This window comes from Flavobacterium ammoniigenes, assembly GCF_020886055.1.
GTDB lineage: Bacteria > Bacteroidota > Bacteroidia > Flavobacteriales > Flavobacteriaceae > Flavobacterium > Flavobacterium ammoniigenes.
The window spans coordinates 113,088-131,315 of record NZ_AP025184.1; the positions used below are offsets into that span (position 1 = coordinate 113,088).

Here is an 18,228-nt window from a genome sequence, read left to right on the forward strand (position 1 = left end):
TAACATACATAATAATCATTTAAATAATATTGGAATGTATTTAACTAAAGAAATTAAAGAAGAAATCTTCGCTAAACACGGAGGAAAAGCAGAAAACACTGGGTCTGCAGAAGGTCAAATCGCTTTATTCACACACAGAATTAGCCATTTAACTGAGCACTTGAAAAAAAATCGTCACGATTATAACACAGAGCGTTCACTAGTATTATTAGTAGGTAAAAGAAGAGCTTTGTTGGATTACTTGAAGAAAAAAGAAATCAACAGATATCGTGAAATTATCAAAGTATTGGGTATTAGAAAATAATCAATATAAAAAAGAGGTGCGAAAGTGCCTCTTTTTATTTTTACAAACAACAAAAAAAGTTTGGTTTTTCATTGGGATTATAAACAACTACACACAACAACACAACTAGTTCCAAAGTTTTAATCAATTATTAAAAAAGTTTATGATTCCACAATTATTTGTAGAAAGTATCGATTTAGGTGATGGCAGAAACATCACAATCGAGACAGGTCGTTTAGCTAAACAAGCTGATGGATCTGTAGTAGTTAGAATTGGAAAAACTGTTATTTTAGGTACAGTTGTTTCCGCAAGAAAAGCCAGTCCTGGGATTGACTTTTTACCTTTGACGGTAGATTACCGTGAAAAATTTGCAGCAGCAGGTCGTTTTCCTGGTGGTTTCTTCAAAAGAGAAGCACGTCCAAGTGATAGCGAAGTATTGACGATGCGTTTAGTTGACCGTGTATTGCGTCCTCTTTTCCCATCGGATTACCATGCTGAAGTACAAGTGATGATTCAGTTGATGTCTCATGACGAAGACGTAATGCCAGATGCTTTAGCAGGATTAGCTGCTTCAGCTGCCTTAGCATTGTCTGACATTCCTTTTGAAACTTTAATTTCTGAAGCTAGAGTAGGACGAATTGATGGTAAATTCATCATTAACCCATCTCGTGCGCAATTAGAATTATCTGACATCGATATGATGATTGGTGCTTCTAAAGATTCTATCGCCATGGTAGAAGGAGAAATGAAAGAAATTTCAGAAAAAGAAATGGTAGAAGCCATTAAATTTGCTCACGAACATATCAAAGTACAAATTGATGCGCAAGAAAGATTGGCAAAAGCATTTGGAAAAAAAGAAGTTCGTACTTACGAAACTGAAAAAAATGACGACGCTATTTACGCTAAAGTAAGAGCGGCTGCTTATGATAAAATTTACGCTATTGCTAGCAAAGGTTCGGCTAAACACGAACGTTCAGCTGCATTTGATGCTGTAAAAGAAGAAGTAAAAGCTTTATTTACAGAAGAAGAATTAGCTGAAAACGGAGATTTAGTTTCTAAATACTTCTACAAAACAAATAAAGAGGCGGTTCGTAATGTAACTTTAGATTTAGGAACTCGTTTGGACGGTAGAAAAACTACTGAAATTCGTCCTATTTGGAGTGAGGTTAATTACTTACCATCTGTTCACGGTTCCGCTTTATTTACTCGTGGAGAAACGCAAGCATTAGCAACAGCTACTTTAGGAACTTCAAGAGAGGCAAACCAAATTGATTCACCATCTGAACAAGGAGAAGAAAAATTCTATTTACACTATAATTTCCCACCATTTTCTACAGGAGAAGCGCGTCCGTTAAGAGGAACTTCAAGAAGAGAAGTTGGTCACGGAAACTTGGCACAACGTGCCTTGAAAAACATGATTCCTGCTGACTGTCCTTATACAATCCGTGTAGTATCAGAAGTATTAGAATCGAACGGTTCTTCTTCAATGGCTACGGTTTGTGCTGGAACATTATCATTAATGGATGCTGGTATTCAAATGATTCGTCCAGTTTCTGGAATCGCGATGGGATTGATTACTGACGGAGAACGTTTTGCTGTGTTATCTGATATCTTAGGTGATGAAGATCATTTAGGAGATATGGATTTCAAAGTAACTGGAACTTCGGAAGGAATTACAGCTTGTCAAATGGACATCAAAATTGACGGTTTGAAATACGAAATCATGGAGCAAGCCTTGGCTCAAGCTCGTGATGGACGTTTGCATATCTTAGGTAAAATTTTGGAAACATTGGATAAACCAAATAACGATGTTAAAGTTCATGCTCCAAAAATTATCATGCGTACAATTCCTGGCAACTTCATTGGTGCCTTGATTGGACCTGGTGGAAAAGTAATCCAAGAATTACAAAAAGCTACAGGTTGTACTATCGTAATTAATGAAGTAGACGAACAAGGTGTAGTGGAAATCTTAGGAACTGATCCTGATGGAATCGCAGCAGTATTGGCTAAAATTGATTCGATCATTTTCAAACCAGAAGTGGGAGAAGCTTACGAAGTGAAAGTAATTAAAATGTTGGATTTTGGTGCTGTAGTAGAATACACAGCGGCTCCAGGAAACGAAGTTTTATTACACGTATCTGAATTGGCTTGGGAACGTACTGAAAATGTTTCTGATGTAGTCAATATGGGTGATGTATTTGAAGTGAAATACCTTGGTCTTGACCCTAAAACTAGAAAAGAAAAAGTGTCAAGAAAAGCACTTTTACCTAGACCTCCACGTGAGGAGAAAAAAGAGTAATCCAATCTTAGTTTACTAAAGGTTTATTGATAGAAAAAACCCGTTTCAAAATTTTGGAACGGGTTTTTTCGTTTCTATCAAAATTAATTCATTGTTTTTGTAACTTTTATACAATAGCTCACGTATAAGCTTTGTACACTTAAAAAATTGAGGAGACAAAAACATGAGACAACTTAAAATTACCAAGCAGGTTACCAATCGTGAAACCGCTTCATTAGACAAATATTTACAAGAAATTGGAAAAGTTGACCTTATTACTGCTGACGAAGAAGTAGAATTAGCTCAGAAGATCAAAGCCGGAGACCAACGTGCTTTAGAGAAATTGACCAAAGCCAATTTACGTTTCGTTGTTTCGGTGGCTAAACAATACCAAAATCAAGGATTAACACTTCCCGATTTGATTAATGAAGGAAATTTAGGTTTGATCAAAGCAGCACAACGTTTTGATGAAACGCGTGGTTTCAAATTCATCTCGTATGCTGTTTGGTGGATTCGTCAGTCAATCCTTCAAGCTTTGGCTGAACAATCTCGTATCGTTCGTTTGCCTTTGAACAAAATTGGTTCTATCAATAAAATTAATAAAATGTACGCCTTATTAGAGCAATCTAACGAGCGTCCGCCATCTGCAGAGGAAATTGCTAAAGAATTAGACATGACCGTTAATGACGTAAAAGAGTCGATGAAAAATTCGGGTCGTCACTTATCTATGGATGCGCCTTTAGTAGAAGGAGAAGATTCTAACTTGTACGATGTATTGCGTTCAGGAGAGTCTCCGAATCCAGACCGCGAATTGATTCACGAATCATTGCGTACAGAAATCGAGCGTTCTTTAGAAACCCTAACTCCAAGAGAAGCAGACGTTGTGCGTTTGTACTTTGGATTAGGCGATCAACACCCAATGACTTTGGAAGAAATTGGAGAAACTTTCGACTTAACTCGTGAGCGCGTTCGTCAAATTAAAGAAAAAGCGATTCGCCGATTGAAACATACTTCAAGAAGTAAAATTTTAAAAACATATTTAGGGTAAACCTACCAAAACTCCGGCTTCATTCCGGAGTTTTTTAATTACAATTACAAATGAAAAATACACTTATCGCCCCATCCGTTTTAGCCGCTGATTTTGCCAACTTACAACGTGACATCGAAATGATTAATGCTAGTGAAGCCGACTGGTTTCATATTGATATCATGGACGGTGTTTTTGTTCCCAATATTTCGTTTGGAATGCCTGTTTTAGAAGCCATTTCAAAACATGCTAAGAAAACAATAGACGTTCATTTAATGATCGTAGATCCGGATCGCTATATTACCACCTTCGCTGATTTAGGTGCCAATGTATTAACCGTGCACTACGAAGCGTGTACACATGTACACAGAACACTACAAGCCATTAAAGCAGCCGGAATGAAAGCCGGTGTGGCTTTGAATCCGCATACCAATGTGGCTTTGTTAGAAGATGTAATTAATGACATTGATTTGGTTTGTATCATGAGTGTGAATCCAGGTTTTGGTGGACAATCGTTCATTGAAAATACCTATGAAAAAGTACGCCAACTAAAAGCCTTAATTACCAAAAAAGGAGCTGCTACTCAAATTGAAATTGATGGTGGTGTAACCAATAAAAACGCCAAACAATTAGCCGAAGCAGGTGCTGATGTTTTAGTTGCAGGAAGTTTTGTTTTTAAAGCAGCAGATCCTATTGCAACTGTAGCCGATTTGAAAAAAATAACTACTTTTTAAGTTCAATAAACCATAAATCAAGAAGGGCTTAATACTCTTTTAAGTCCTTTTTTTATAAGAATTACTATTTTTGTTTCAAACGAAAAGACATGAGAGATTTACTTACTGCCAGTTACGGTTTTGTTTTTGAAGACCTGCTTATCGATGAAATAATATCGGTGGCCCACCTAGTAGAATTTAAAGAAGGGGATATTTTAATTGACTTTGGCGATTATATTAAAAAAATGCCTTTGTTAATTGAAGGCGCCATTAAAATTCTACGAGAAGACTTTGACGAAGGCGAAATGTTACTTTATTTTATTGAAAAAGGAGATACTTGCGCCATGACCATGGCCTGTTGTATTGGCGAAGCCAAAAGTGAAATCAGAGCAGTAGCCGAAACTGACGGTAAAATTATCATGATCCCAGTTACTAAAATGGAAGAATGGTTAGGCAAATACAAAAGCTGGAGAAACTATGTTTTCAATAACTACAACAACCGTTTAAAAGAAATGCTAAATGCGATTGACTCTTTGGCTTTCATGAATATGGAAGAACGATTGTTGAATTACCTATTCGAAAAATGTAAAATCAATCATTCTCGTGAAATATTTAGTACGCATAAAGAAATTGCGTACGACCTGCATTCGTCAAGAGAAGTTATCTCAAGACTGTTGAAAGCTTTAGAAATCAAAGGCCGAATCAAATTGAATCGGGCTTCTGTAGAAGTTTTAGTGTAGTGTAACAAATATCACTCATTAGATTGCGTTTATAAACGAAATTTGGATTCCAAACAAATACATACTCATATGAACAATTTTTGGAATGAACGCTATGCCGAAAAGGTATTTGCATACGGAATTGAACCCAATCAATTTTATAAAGAACAATTAGCTAATCTCCCAAAAGGCAAAATTCTTTTTGCCGCTGAAGGCGAAGGTAGAAATGCCGTTTATGCTGCACAGCAGGGATTTGAAGTTTCAGCATTTGACAGTAGCATAGAAGGAAAAAATAAGGCTGAGGCTTTAGCGGAAGAAAAAAATGTTGCGATTAGTTATACAGTTTCAGGATTAGAAGATGTTGATTTTCCAGAAAATTATTTTGATGTAATTGTTTTGGTGTATGCTCATTTTCCCTACGAAATCAGAAAAAAATACCATCAAAAACTAGTTTCCTTTTTAAAACCAAATGGTAATATTATTTTTGAAGCTTTTGGTAAAGAACAACTCAATTATACCTCAGGTGGTCCAAAACAATTGGAAATGTTATTCTCTGAAGACGAAATAAAATCAGAATTCCAGAACATTGATTTTTCGTATTTGAAAACCGAAGAAACTATTTTAGACGAAGGACCTTATCACCAAGGCAAAGCTAATGTAGTACGTTTTATTGGTCAAAAAAAATAAACCTATATTTCAATTTACTTATGGACAAAATTATTTTTGGCGTAATTCTACTTCATTTAGTAGTTGGATTTGGGTGGTTATTCTATAAATTAGAAATTCAAAAAAAGAAGAAAAAATAATCTATCTTCCCCTATCTAATTACAATTTAATTTACTGTTGCTTTGTGACTTATGTTACGCTTTGTTTTGTATTATAACCCTAGCTTTGGTTAAATACTAAATAACATGGCAAAAATAGTAATACTTGGAGCCGGAATTGCTGGACATACAGCTGCCACTCACTTAAGACGAAAATTATCCGGAGAACATGAAGTTATCGTCATATCTCCCAACAGAAACTACCAATGGGTTCCCTCCAATATTTGGGTAGGTATTGGCAGAATGAAATCGAAAGAAGTTCATTTTCCTTTAATCCCATTATACAAAAAACACAATATTGGTTACATACAGGCCAAAGCTGTTAGTTTTCATCCTGAAGGAAATGCGGTTGAAAAAAAGCCGTATGTGAAAATTGAATTTCTTTATGGCGAAAAAGCGGGAACCGTTGAAAATGTATCTTATGATTATTTAATCAATGCAACAGGTCCAAAACTAGCATTCGATTTAACACCTGGACTCAATCCAGGAACCAACAAAGCTTTTTCTGTTTGCACTTATGATCATGCCGATCATGCTTGGCAGGGATTACATGATTTAATTCAGAAATTAAAAAAAACAAACCCGTCTGAAAAAGCCAAAATTCTAATTGGAACAGGACATCCAAAAGCTACTTGTCAAGGTGCTGCTTTTGAATACATTTTGAATGTTGAACAAGAACTTCACCGACATAAAGTAAGAGATAAAGTGGATATTACCTGGATCTCTAACGAATACAAATTGGGTGATTTTGGAATGGACGGTATGCTAATGAGTGTTGGTGGAAAACCAATGCCTTCAGACGAATTAGTGGAAATGGTTTTTGAAGACCGTGGCATCCAATGGATATTAGGTGCAGGAGTCAATAAAGTGGAAGATGGTATTGCACATTACGAAAATTTAGAGGGCGAATACAAATCTGAAAACTTTGATTTCGCAATGCTTATCCCAGCTTTTTCTGGGCATGGTTTCAATGCTTTTGACAAAAATGATGCCGACATAACCGATAAACTTTTCAAAGGCTTTATGCTTGTTGATGCAGATTACACCCCAAAACCTTACGAAGAATGGACCGTTCAAGATTGGCCTGAAACCTATCAAAATCCAAGTTTTCGCAACATATTTGCACCTGGAATCGCTTTTGCTCCGCCCCATACCATTTCTAAACCTAGAAAAAGTAAAAACGGAACAGAGATATTTCCGGCGCCACCTAGAACAGGTATGCCATCGGGTATAACAGCTAAATTAGTAGCCGATAATATTATTGACAGTATCAAATCTGGAAAAGAAAGCTTACATCATAAAGGCTCTATGGGAAATATGGGTGCCGCTTGTATCGCCTCCTCAGGTTATGGAATCTTGAAAGGAAAAGGCATTAGTATTACCACTTACCCTATTGTACCTGATTATATCAAATATCCAAATTCTGGTGGTCGTGATTTAAACAAAACTTTTGGAGCGTTAGGATTAGCTGGACATTGGGTAAAACTTAGTTTGCATTATGCTTTTATTTACAAAGCTAAAATGAAACCCTTTTGGTGGTTAATCCCAGAATAAAAAAAACAATTCTATCATTAACAATAACAATAGCCATGGCAAAAAAAATAACCCGCTTTCAGAAATTTGTAATGCACAATCCTTTTCTACAGTTTTTTATGTTTCTGTTTTTAAATGTAAAAATATTATATGTGGTCGCCCTTGGTCACGGGGGAACAAGAGAAAAATAATTTCATTTTAGAGAATAAAAAACCAGAACAGATGTTCTGGTTTTTTTGTCTTTACAAAGTTTAAAATAAATTAGTCTTTTACCCCTAATTTGGATAAAATATCTTCCATCAAACACCATTTGGTAATGGAAGATTGCAATAAGTTCGCTCCCACAAAGGCTGTAAACCACAACCAGTTTTGATCTACATAAATAGATAACACCACACTCAATAACACAAAACTTCCTGCGATTGCTCTAATAATTGTATTTTTCATTTTTATATATTTTAAATTAATTTGATTGTTCAATGTTCATAACTGCAACATGTATTGTAGAATGAGATTCCTGTATTTTATTAAATTCAGCAACCAAATCGAATAGAACAGCTACTATATCTTTCTTTACAAAAGCATAAAACAATAATGAATCTGTTTCACTGATTTCGCTTCCAAACCAATTGGATGCAACACCTTCCTCCGTATTATCTTTGAACCCTTTTACATCTCGATACGAAAAGGATTTTACCTCTGCTTGTTGTAACATTTTTTTAATGTCTTTTTCAAAAGCAGCTATTGCAGTAATAATTAATAATTTCATGTTTTATTTTTTTAAAGATTTAATTCTCCCAATTTTTTCTTTCCGTGATATAGTAAATCAAAGGCACAACAATTAATGTTAAAATGGTCGAAACAATCGCTCCTGCTACTAACGAAATCGCTAATCCTTGGAAGATGGGGTCGAATAAAATAATTGAGGCTCCAATAACTACGGCACCTGTTGTCAATAAAATAGGTGTCGTTCTAACAGCTCCTGCTTCTATAATGGCTTGTTTCAATGCAACACCATCGTTCAGACGAATTTCGATAAAGTCAATTAATAAAACCGAATTTCGCACCATAACTCCCGCTAAAGCAATCATTCCAATGAAAGAGGTCGCTGTAAAATAAGCGTTTAACAACCAGTGACCTAATACAATTCCGATTAATGAAAGTGGAATTGCCAACATCATTACTATTGGGGTTTTAAAATTCTGAAACCAACCCACAATCAGCATATAGATAATTACAATTACTACCAAAAACGCCACTCCTAAATCACGGAAAACCTCTAAAGTAATTTGCCACTCTCCATCCCATTTAACAGTAAAATCACTTTCATCTGTAGGTTGTTCCATGTACAATTCGTTTACTTTATAACCCGCTGGTACTTTGATTTTGGCTAACTTTTCATTCATTCCCAAAATAGCATATACCGGACTTTCAAGTGTTCCTGCCATATCAGCCGTTACATACACTACTCGTTTTTGATCTTTTCTATAAATGGTTTTTTGTAAAGTATCTTTCACCACTTTTACCAAATCACTAACGGCAACCATATTGCCTTGACTTCCTTTGATTTTTAAATTTTGAATATCTTTCAAGCTGGTTTTATCTTTGTCGTCAAGCGCAAGTACAATTCCTACATTGTCATTTGAATTTTCGTCATACAAATTAGATACCGGATATTCTTTTAACAAATAGGTTAAATTTCCAACCACTTGCTGTGGAGCAATTCCGTTCAACATAGCTTTTTCTTTATCCACTTCCAAACGGTATTCGGTTTGATTATCCTCTACCATCCAATCGGTATCCACTACATCTGAATTGCTTTCTAAAATCGTTTTAACTTGATTGGCCACTTTGATTTGCTCTTGGTAATTAGGTCCATAAATTTCAGCAACCAAAGTAGATAATACCGGAGGTCCAGGCGGTACTTCTATTAATTTTACATTGGCACCATATTTCTTAGCAATTTTCTGAATTTCAGGACGCATTGCTTTCGCAATTTCGTGACTTTGTAAATCACGTTCTTCTTTGTGCAATAAGTTTACCTGAATATCAGCCATATTACTTCCTCCACGCAAATCATAATGTCGTACAAGTCCATTGAAGGTAATTGGAGCAGAAGTCCCAATATAGTTTTGATAATTTACCACTTCTGGTTTAGTTGCTAAATACTGAGCAATCTCTCTTGTTACTGCCGAAGTACGTTCTAAAGTAGTTCCTTCTGGCATATCAATTACCACTTGGAATTCGTTTTTATTATCAAATGGCAGCATTTTTACAATTACCGATTTGGTAAAAAACATCAACACCGATCCAAATAACAACACCACTGTTACTGCTAAAAGCAATCTTCTTTTTGGGCTGCTGTCCAATAAAGGACGCTCGATTTTGTTGTACATTTTATAAATCCAGCTCGTATCCATTCCTTCGGCTTCCTTATGCTCCTGCTCTTCTTTTTCTTGCAATAAATGATACCCCAAATATGGCGTAACAGTCAAAGCAACAAATAATGATAAAATCATAGCAATCGAAGCTCCAATAGGCATCGGACTCATATAAGGCCCCATCATACCCGACACAAAAGCCATTGGTAAAATCGCAGCAATTACCGTGAAAGTCGCTAGAATAGTTGGATTTCCTACTTCGTTAATTGCATAAATAGCCGCTTGTTTGAATGGCAAACGTTTCATTTTGAAATGGCGGTGCATATTTTCAGCAATAATAATACTATCATCTACTACAATTCCTACCACGAAAACCAAGGCAAAAAGAGTAATCCTATTTAAGGTATAACCCAATAAATAATAAGCAAATAAAGTCAATGCAAACGTTAAGGGTACAGAGAAAAACACGACCAATCCACCGCGCCATCCCATGGCTAACATTACTAAAACAGTTACAGCAATAATTGCTATACCAAGGTGCATCAATAACTCTCCTACTTTATCCGAAGCTGTTTCTCCATAATTACGTGTTACTTCTACGTGAACATCATCAGAGATAATGGTCTTCTTTAAGTGCTCAATTTTTTCAATAATCTTTTCAGAAATTTTCATCGCATCAGCCCCTTTCACTTTTCCAACTGCTATAGTTACCGCAGGATATTCAGAGGGTGCTGATTTGAATTTTTCGTTGGCTTTACCAAAACCAAGCGATACATAGCTTCGTGCTGTAGCAGCGCCGTCTTGTACTTTGGCTACCTGTTTTAAGTAAACCGGCATGTTGCGATTAACACCAACTACTAAATTTTCAACATCGTCAGCGTTTTCTAAAAATTGACCTGTTTTCAATAAATATTCTTGGTCATTTTCAACAAAAGCACCCGATTGTGAACTGCCATTATTGGCTTGAATCATTTGCATAATTCCCAAAGCATCCACACCGTTTTCGGCCATTTTATCTTTGTCTAAAATCACTTTCAATTCGCGATTGCTTCCTCCAATTTCTTTGGTGATAGCTACATCTTTAACTTTTTCAATTTCTGTCGTTACTTCCTCAGCAATTTGACGCAATTGAAAATCGTCTTGTTTCTCGCTCCAAAGTGTGATGCCTAACATCGGGACATCGTCAATCGAACGGGTTTTTACCATCGGTTTGTATACGCCTTGTGGAAACATATTTTCGTGTTTCGCTAATTCGTCATACAATTTTACATACGAACGCTCTACATCTTGACCCACATAAAACTGTACAATCAACATGGCTTGACCATTCATAGCCATCGTATGAACATGCTCCACTCCTTTTATATTGGAAATAATTTTTTCCAATGGTTTAGCAACACGACTTTCTACTTCTGCTGGAGTAGCTCCTGGATAACCCACCATAATGTCTGCCATTGGCACATTAATTTGTGGTTCTTCTTCCCTTGGGATTAAAAACGAACTGTACACACCAATGATCATCAACGCCACCATCAATAAAATGGTTAGTTTCGAATTGATGAAAAAATTGGCTATTTTTCCTGATATACCTTCTTGCATTTTTTTTAGATTAAATGTTTATGAGTTTAAAAGTTTAAAAGACTATGCTTAAAACTGAACACTAACTACTATTTACTGAGCACTAACTTTAGCGCCATTAAATAATTTTCCTTCTGCTGAAACAATGTATTGTTCGTTAGCCGAAAGTCCTGATAAAACTTCTACTTGATCTCCTGTATTTTTACCAGTACGCAACCATCTTAAAATAGCAACATTACCTGTTCCAATAGTATAAATTCCGGTTAGCTGTCCTTGGTGTACCAATGCCGATTGTGGCACAAGAACTCTAGTTGTTGTAGCAGGGGTTTGATTTTTATTCTCAATTGGGAATTGTACATTCACAAACATGCCAGAAAGAATTTTATTAGATGTTTTTGCCAAATTGATTTTTACCAAATATTGACCTCCCGTATTTTTTGCCGAAACACTCACTTCAGCTACTTTTCCGCTAATGGTTGTATTATTTGATTTTACCAAAACCGTAACTGGCATTCCTTTAGAAATACTATTAATATCACTCTCAGCTACCATAGCTGTAACTTGCAAACGAGAAGCACCTTCAATACTTACTAAAGGCATTCCTGGATTGGCCATATCACCTTCTTTAACGAATGTGTTAGTCACTTCACCTGAAAATGGAGCGGTAATATTTGAATATGAAAATTGTGCCTGCACTTCGTTTCGCATCTGTTTAGCACCTTCTAAACCCGCTTTTGCCATTTCGTAGCGAGCGGTCATATCGTCTAATTCTTTTTGAGAAGCACTTTGTTGTTTGAACAAATTTGTAAAACGATCGTAATCTTTTTTGGCATTGTTATATCCCGCAGTAGCTTGCAAAATTGCAGACTCTACTTGGGCTTTTTTAGCTTGTAAGTCCGAGTTATTGATACTAACCAATAATTGTCCCGCACTGACTCTCTGACCCACTTGAACGTGAATTTTAGTCACATAACCCATCATTCGGGTACTTAAATTAGCGCTGTTCTCTGCTTCTATTTTTCCACTAGCTGTTACAAATTGTCCGTTGCTAGTAGATCCAACACCACTTAATTGAACTGCAATTGCGGGTTCATTTGTTGTTACTTCTTGTTTCTCTTTTCCACACGATAAAAATGCGAATGTAGAAAGGGTAAGGATGGCTATTGTCTTTTTCATGTCTTGTATATATTGAAATTTATTTTTTTGTATTGCTATTTACTTTGTTAAAAACTGAACATATTCTTTGGTGAAGTTGTACTCAAAAACAGATTGTAAAAACTCTAATTCTTTTTGAGCCATTTGTGTTTCAGACTGCAATAAATCGGTTGTTTTTTCCAATCCTTGGGTGAATCTATTTGAGCGGATACGATACGCTTCTTGCGATTGTTCTAAAGCCAATTTGGATAAATTTACTTTGTTTTCAGCATCACGTAATTGGCGATTGGTCTTATTCAATTCCAGCTGACTTTGTGCTTTGTATTGTTGACTTTCTAAACTTGATTTTTGGTAATCTGCTTTGGCTTTTTCTAATTTACCAATACTTTTAAATCCGTCAAAAACAGACCAAGATAATTGTGCTCCAACTACATACCCTTTGGCATTTGTACCTAAAAAGCTTGTATCGTATATTTCATAACTTCCAAAAGCATTCAATCTTGGTAAGAAACTCATTTTGTTTGACAACACCATTTTATCATACGCTTGAGACGCTTTATCCATGGCTTGAATGTCTTTTCTATTACCAGAAAGAATAGTGTTCATGACATCAATAGCAATGGTATTATCCAATGATTCTAATGGCTTGTAGATTTTATTTGTATTGTCTTCGTTCAACAAAAAAGCTAAGTAATCCGATGCGTTTTGCACATTACTTGTAGCGTATTGTAATTGATTTTTTATTTCGTTCACACGTACTTGTACCGATAACAAATCTGTTTTTTGTAAAATACCTTGATTAAAATAATTGGTAATCAATTTCAAATTGGCATCCGCAGTTTGATTAGCTTTTGTTAATACGGCAACTGCCTTATAAGCCAATTGCAACTGCATAAACGCTTTATTCACTTCCAATTCTAAATATTCTTGGGTTCTTTCGGTTTGCAATTGAAAAGCATCCATTTTTGATTTGGCTGCTTGTCTGCCATACATACCATCAACATTAATCAAAGGTTGTAACACCTCAATTTTGGTTGCAAAGTTTTTCGTTTTAGTAGGATCATTTAATAATGCAGGATTAAAATCAGAAGCGCTTAGAATTTCCTGATTCAATTTTGAACCAAAAGCCATTAATGGATTGGTAGTAGAAATTGCGGTATGCGAAGCTGTAATACTTGGTAAATACAACGCATTCGATTGTCTATAATCTGCTTGAGCCGATTTGAAATTTTCGTTCGCAATTTTTATTTGCAAGTTTTTGGCTAATGCTTTTTGACCAATTTCTTTTTTGGAAATGCATAACGTATCCTGACTAAATCCAAAAGTGGAAAAAGCCAAACATCCCATAAGTGTTACTACATGTAGTGTCTTCATAATTTATTTCTAATTAATGAAGCAAAAGTAGAAGGGATATACTAGCGGGTCAGTAACAAATGTTACATTGCATGAAATAGAGTATAGAAAACAAAAAACCTACTGCATAACAGTAGGTTTTGTGAGCGCTATAGATTTAAAATCGAATCAACTCATTGATTTTCTGAAGGTTATCGGTTCGATATAAAACAACAAATGACCTTAAAAATGAATTTAAGGTCATTGGTTCAACTTGTGAGCGCTATAGATTTAAAATCGAACCAACTAATTGATTTTCTGAAGGTTATCGGTTCGATATAAAACAACAAATGACCTTAAAAATGAATTTAAGGTCATTGGTTCAACTTGTGAGCGCTATAGATTTAAAATCGAACCAAATCATTGATTTTCTGAAGGTTATCGGTTCGATATAAAATAACAAATGACCTTAAAAATAAATTTAAGGTCATTGGTACAAGTTTTTACATAATATACAGTATTTCAATTTTTTAGCTAAAATTAGTCAAATGTTTCACGACTTACTTTTTGGAATATTTCATCTTCTTTTTCGATAAAAGGGTCATACCATGCTACTTTATTATTTGCCCATTCTAACCATTGGGTAACTTCTTCGGTTAAGGAATTGTTTTCTTTTGATTTTTTTCTACCTCAACTATGTATTTTCTCAAAATTTCAGCTTGATGCCATCTGTTGGCTTTTTGGGATAAACTTTTAAACTCTTTTATCTCAGAGTTTTTTATAGCCTCAAAATCTGCTTCAATCTTTTTTTTGCGTTCATATTCTATTCGCCAAATCTCTCTATCTATAGCTTTTTGTTTTTCTTCAATGGCTTGTAATTCTAATTTTGCGATTATATTAGGAATTTTATCTTCTAATTGAGTAGTATTGGTGTCTGTCCATTCTTTTACTGGGTAAATATCTAACCGTAATGATAGAACATTTGAAGGTTCTAATACTGTTGAATCCCAAAAGGTTCCTTTAACTATATTTCTTTTTAATCGTTCTCTAAGATCGATTTTTAATTCAATGTTGTTGATTATTATTTTAGTCCCATTATCAACAATTATTTTATGCCCCCTACTTTGTATGGCTTTTATGAGAACATCCATAAACAGCAATGCCCGTGTTACATTTTGAGGAGAAACAGCAATATTAATTATATTTTGAGAAGTGATTAATAATCCATTTCTATCGTGAAATGAAGAAGGCTTTTTCTCTTTTAAATCATTTTTAGCAGCAACAATCAATTCATTTGGTTTGGCTCTTTTTTCGGGAAATACGGCAATGTCTTTTAATTGGGCTTTCAATTCATTGGTGAGTTGGTTTAATTGATTTTCTTCACCATTTATGAGAGTTTCAGAATTATCTCTAAATTTCAAAGTTATTGAAGATGCTACAGTATTGTTTAAGGGTAATTTTTCTTTAATTACTTTTTTATTATATTGAATCTTTTGCCAATACCCATTTTTAGGCAATGGAATTTCTAGTTTCTTACAAACTTTTCTTAAACCATTGTCTGAAAGGTTATATTGTTTGGCTAATTTAGAAAGAGGATTATCCCATACTAAATTATAAAGTTCTTCTCTTGTTACTACTTGAGTTCTTTCCATAATTTATTTAAAAAAGGTTTATACATATAGACAGTTTATTAAAATAGTTTCATAAATCTGTGATGGTAATTTAGAATTATAATTCGGTTTACACTTTTTATTATATCTTGAAAAAGAAAAAATCAGATTGTCAATTTTCTGTTTAATAAAAAAATGACCCTAGATTAATTTGGATGTATTTTAATTTCAAATCCTACAACCTATCTAATGGGCTTTTAATCTTGTTTTTTGCCACATCAGTTAACTGGATATAGATTTTAGTGGTATTTAGGTAACTGTGTCCTAATAGTTCCTGAATGGAACGAATATCAGTACCCATATCCAATAAATGAGTTGCAAAGCTATGCCTAAGAATATGGGGAGAAACCTTTTTATTTATACCTGATTTTAAAGCACTCTGTTTAACTATTTGTTGAATACTTCTACCTGAGTATTGCAGATTATTTTGTCCTTCAAATACATAACAGCTAGGTTGGTATTTTAAGTAATACTGCCTAAAAATTAGTAAGAAACTTTCAGACAGCATCACTTGACGCTTTTTCTTGCCTTTAGCTTGTCGAATAGTGATGGTCATGGAGTTGGAATCTATATCAGTTATTTTTAAATTAACAACTTCGCTAAGACGCAAGCCTCCTGAGTACAATAGCATTATGATACTTTTGTGTTTTAAGTTAGTAGTTATATCAATGAGTTTAGTTACTTCGTTAAAGGTTAAATAGTTGGGTAGTTTGTACTCTTTCCTTTGAGGGTATAGATGTTTTAGATTGATTCTCTTTTCTAAAACCAGCTCATAAAATTTAGCAATGCTAGCCAAAATGATGCGTTGATGGGAGGCGCTTATGTTATCTTTTTTAATTTTCCAAAAGATGTATTTCTCTATTGCTGCTATTTCAATTTCTTCAGCAGGAGTATACTTGTGAGAAGCAATCGTTAAAAACAGGGACACATTACTTTGATAGTTCTTAATAGAAGACGGGCTGTATCGTTGAATTTGTAAACGCTCAGTGAAGCGTTGCAGGTAATCTGGAATATCCATAATAATCGATTTGGGTTGGGATGTTAAATTTAAGAAACTTGCGTCAATTAAATTAATTTACTTACAATTTTTTTGTTTTTGTATTGAAACAGGGTATTTTTAACAATAAATTACTTAATTATAAAGGATGTACGCATGTTTGTAAATTCGAATGTACGCAATGCGTATATTTGGGTGTTATGCCCCATGCTAAAACAACCGACTAACAAACATAAAAGTAATTGAATGACACATTTTGAACCGACAAAAAATAAAGTGCTTTTTGGCAGCTCTGACAAGTTAGCCGACTGGATAACAGAAGGGATTGACCAAGGAAAAATCATTGACAAAATACGGCTTATGTTGAAAAACTATTTAGAGCTGGACAATGTCAGTTTCCTGTTTGGTTCTGGGACATCAGTTCATTTAGGTGCTGTTGCTATTAGAAATTTCCCAAAAGAGGTAGAAGAATTTATTTTGGACCAAGGACTAAAAGGAGAATTTTATTCAACAATTGAAGAATTACAAGCTGAAGTCATTAAAGGCAAATTGGATAAAGAAGTTTTCACAGATGTTCGAGGATGGGAATTTGTTGTAGATGAAACCATTTATAGGGATAATGAATCAAAAGAAATTGCAATAGAGTACGAAAAGGTTCTAAATTATTTAATTGCCAAGGACTTTGTATTAAAAGAAGACAAGAGCAAGGAAAGAACAGATAAGATTAACGAACTAATAATTTCAATTAAGGAAGGACTTTTTAAGGTATGTGATTTAGAAAACAGACCAGTATCTCAAACTATTATTGACAGGAAAAAAGCAAGCCAGTTCGAAAAAGATAAAGAGCAAGGCACACTTTTAGAAACTAGAAGTAAATATATATTTCACGAAAAATTTGTCAAAGCCTTACTCCAAAGACCGCTAAACTTACGAAGAGCAAATATCTTTACTGCTAATTATGACTTAGCTTTTGAATATGCTTTTGATAAATTGGGTGTTCATTATATTGATGGATTCGCTGGGTTTCACAAGAGGTTCTTTAAACCTGAAACATTTGAATACGATATTTTTTATCCTGGTTCAACAACTTCTGGAAAAGTTCAAAGAATTGAAAAGGTTGTTAGATACTTTAAACTTCACGGTTCTTTGTCGTGGGTCAATTCCGAATCTAGGGATTCTAATAACTTATATGGAATCGAAGAAAAACCTTTAGAATTAATAGAAACACTAAATAATAAAGGAGAAATAATAATCTATCCGTCCGCAGTTAAGAAATCATATACACTTGACTTGCCATATTCGGAGTTGTTTCGTCAATTTGCATCAACGATTACTCAATCCCAATCTGTTCTTATCACTATTGGCTATTCATTCGGTGATGACCATTTTAATGATATAATATATCAGGCTTTGTCCAATCCTACATTTACACTAATTATTGTTGATTTTGCAGGAACGAAAAACGATTATATTAAAAGCATGAAGGAATTAAATGACCCAAGAATTATTATTCTTGAAGGTGTGTTCTTTGGTGACTTTTTGACTTTCTCAGATACACTTATGCCTAACTTTAATAATGTTGACAATAATGAGAAAGTTGCTAATACGTTAAATGAATTATTCAGCTCAAAAGCGACTCAACAAGAACCAACTAAAGAACCTGAAAAATGAGTGAAAGAAACATTGGTAAAGTAATTTCAGTTGACAGTTTCAGGGTATACATCCGATTAGATGATGA

The 18,228-nt window shown here is 34.5% G+C and carries 15 protein-coding genes; 8 read left to right on the plus strand and 7 right to left on the minus strand.

Translation table 11 applies throughout. The features are described 5' to 3' along the window. Positions 1 to 34: 34 nt before the first annotated feature. The 7 genes from rpsO (at position 35) to LPC21_RS00560 (ending at position 7,398) form a co-directional block, all read left to right on the plus strand. The gene (rpsO, locus tag LPC21_RS00530; RefSeq protein WP_229317385.1) at positions 35 to 304 is read left to right on the plus strand and encodes a 30S ribosomal protein S15; all 270 of its coding nucleotides are present in this window, start codon (positions 35 to 37) and stop codon (positions 302 to 304) included. A gap of 142 nt (positions 305 to 446) precedes the next feature. Further along, complete coding sequence (locus LPC21_RS00535) at positions 447 to 2,582, plus strand: polyribonucleotide nucleotidyltransferase (protein WP_229317387.1); 2,136 nt, start codon at positions 447 to 449, stop codon at positions 2,580 to 2,582. 163 nt (positions 2,583 to 2,745) lie between these two features. Further along, positions 2,746 to 3,609 carry a sigma-70 family RNA polymerase sigma factor gene (locus tag LPC21_RS00540; RefSeq protein WP_026707723.1) on the plus strand — a complete coding sequence of 288 codons (864 nt, stop codon included), beginning with the start codon at positions 2,746 to 2,748 and terminating at the stop codon, positions 3,607 to 3,609. Positions 3,610 to 3,659: 50 nt separating this feature from the next. Further along, a complete protein-coding gene (gene rpe, locus LPC21_RS00545; protein ID WP_229317389.1) occupies positions 3,660 to 4,322 on the plus strand; it encodes a ribulose-phosphate 3-epimerase in 663 nt (220 codons plus the stop codon). Positions 4,323 to 4,411: 89 nt separating this feature from the next. Beyond that, positions 4,412 to 5,041 (plus strand): Crp/Fnr family transcriptional regulator, encoded by a 630-nt coding sequence (locus tag LPC21_RS00550; protein WP_229317391.1) that lies wholly within the window; start codon positions 4,412 to 4,414, stop codon positions 5,039 to 5,041. A 69-nt stretch (positions 5,042 to 5,110) separates the two neighbouring features. Continuing rightward, complete coding sequence (locus LPC21_RS00555; protein ID WP_229317393.1) at positions 5,111 to 5,707, plus strand: class I SAM-dependent methyltransferase; 597 nt, start codon at positions 5,111 to 5,113, stop codon at positions 5,705 to 5,707. A 224-nt stretch (positions 5,708 to 5,931) separates the two neighbouring features. Further along, positions 5,932 to 7,398: an NAD(P)/FAD-dependent oxidoreductase gene (locus tag LPC21_RS00560; RefSeq protein ID WP_229317395.1), complete on the plus strand. Its 1,467-nt coding sequence runs from the start codon at positions 5,932 to 5,934 to the stop codon at positions 7,396 to 7,398. A 240-nt stretch (positions 7,399 to 7,638) separates the two neighbouring features. On the opposite strand, the gene LPC21_RS00565 is transcribed toward LPC21_RS00560, so the two are convergent. From LPC21_RS00565 to LPC21_RS00595, 7 genes are all read right to left on the minus strand, one after another. Beyond that, positions 7,639 to 7,824, minus strand: a complete 186-nt coding sequence (locus tag LPC21_RS00565) for a YgaP family membrane protein (RefSeq protein WP_229317397.1) — start codon at positions 7,822 to 7,824, stop codon at positions 7,639 to 7,641. 16 nt (positions 7,825 to 7,840) lie between these two features. After that, positions 7,841 to 8,146 carry a hypothetical protein gene (locus LPC21_RS00570; RefSeq protein WP_229317399.1) on the minus strand — a complete coding sequence of 102 codons (306 nt, stop codon included), beginning with the start codon at positions 8,144 to 8,146 and terminating at the stop codon, positions 7,841 to 7,843. Between the two features lie 19 nt (positions 8,147 to 8,165). Next, positions 8,166 to 11,357, minus strand: a complete 3,192-nt coding sequence (locus tag LPC21_RS00575) for an efflux RND transporter permease subunit (RefSeq protein ID WP_229317401.1) — start codon at positions 11,355 to 11,357, stop codon at positions 8,166 to 8,168. A 72-nt stretch (positions 11,358 to 11,429) separates the two neighbouring features. After that, a complete protein-coding gene (locus LPC21_RS00580; protein ID WP_229317403.1) occupies positions 11,430 to 12,512 on the minus strand; it encodes an efflux RND transporter periplasmic adaptor subunit in 1,083 nt (360 codons plus the stop codon). Positions 12,513 to 12,551: 39 nt separating this feature from the next. Continuing rightward, complete coding sequence (locus tag LPC21_RS00585; protein WP_229317404.1) at positions 12,552 to 13,865, minus strand: TolC family protein; 1,314 nt, start codon at positions 13,863 to 13,865, stop codon at positions 12,552 to 12,554. A 614-nt stretch (positions 13,866 to 14,479) separates the two neighbouring features. Further along, a complete protein-coding gene (locus LPC21_RS00590; protein ID WP_229317406.1) occupies positions 14,480 to 15,475 on the minus strand; it encodes a hypothetical protein in 996 nt (331 codons plus the stop codon). Between the two features lie 193 nt (positions 15,476 to 15,668). Then, positions 15,669 to 16,511 (minus strand): tyrosine-type recombinase/integrase, encoded by an 843-nt coding sequence (locus LPC21_RS00595; RefSeq protein ID WP_229317408.1) that lies wholly within the window; start codon positions 16,509 to 16,511, stop codon positions 15,669 to 15,671. Positions 16,512 to 16,736: 225 nt separating this feature from the next. Here LPC21_RS00595 and LPC21_RS00600 point away from each other — a divergent pair, with 225 nt between their 5' ends. Then, positions 16,737 to 18,161, plus strand: a complete 1,425-nt coding sequence (locus LPC21_RS00600; RefSeq protein WP_229317410.1) for an SIR2 family protein — start codon at positions 16,737 to 16,739, stop codon at positions 18,159 to 18,161. The last annotated feature ends 67 nt before the right edge of the window (positions 18,162 to 18,228 follow it).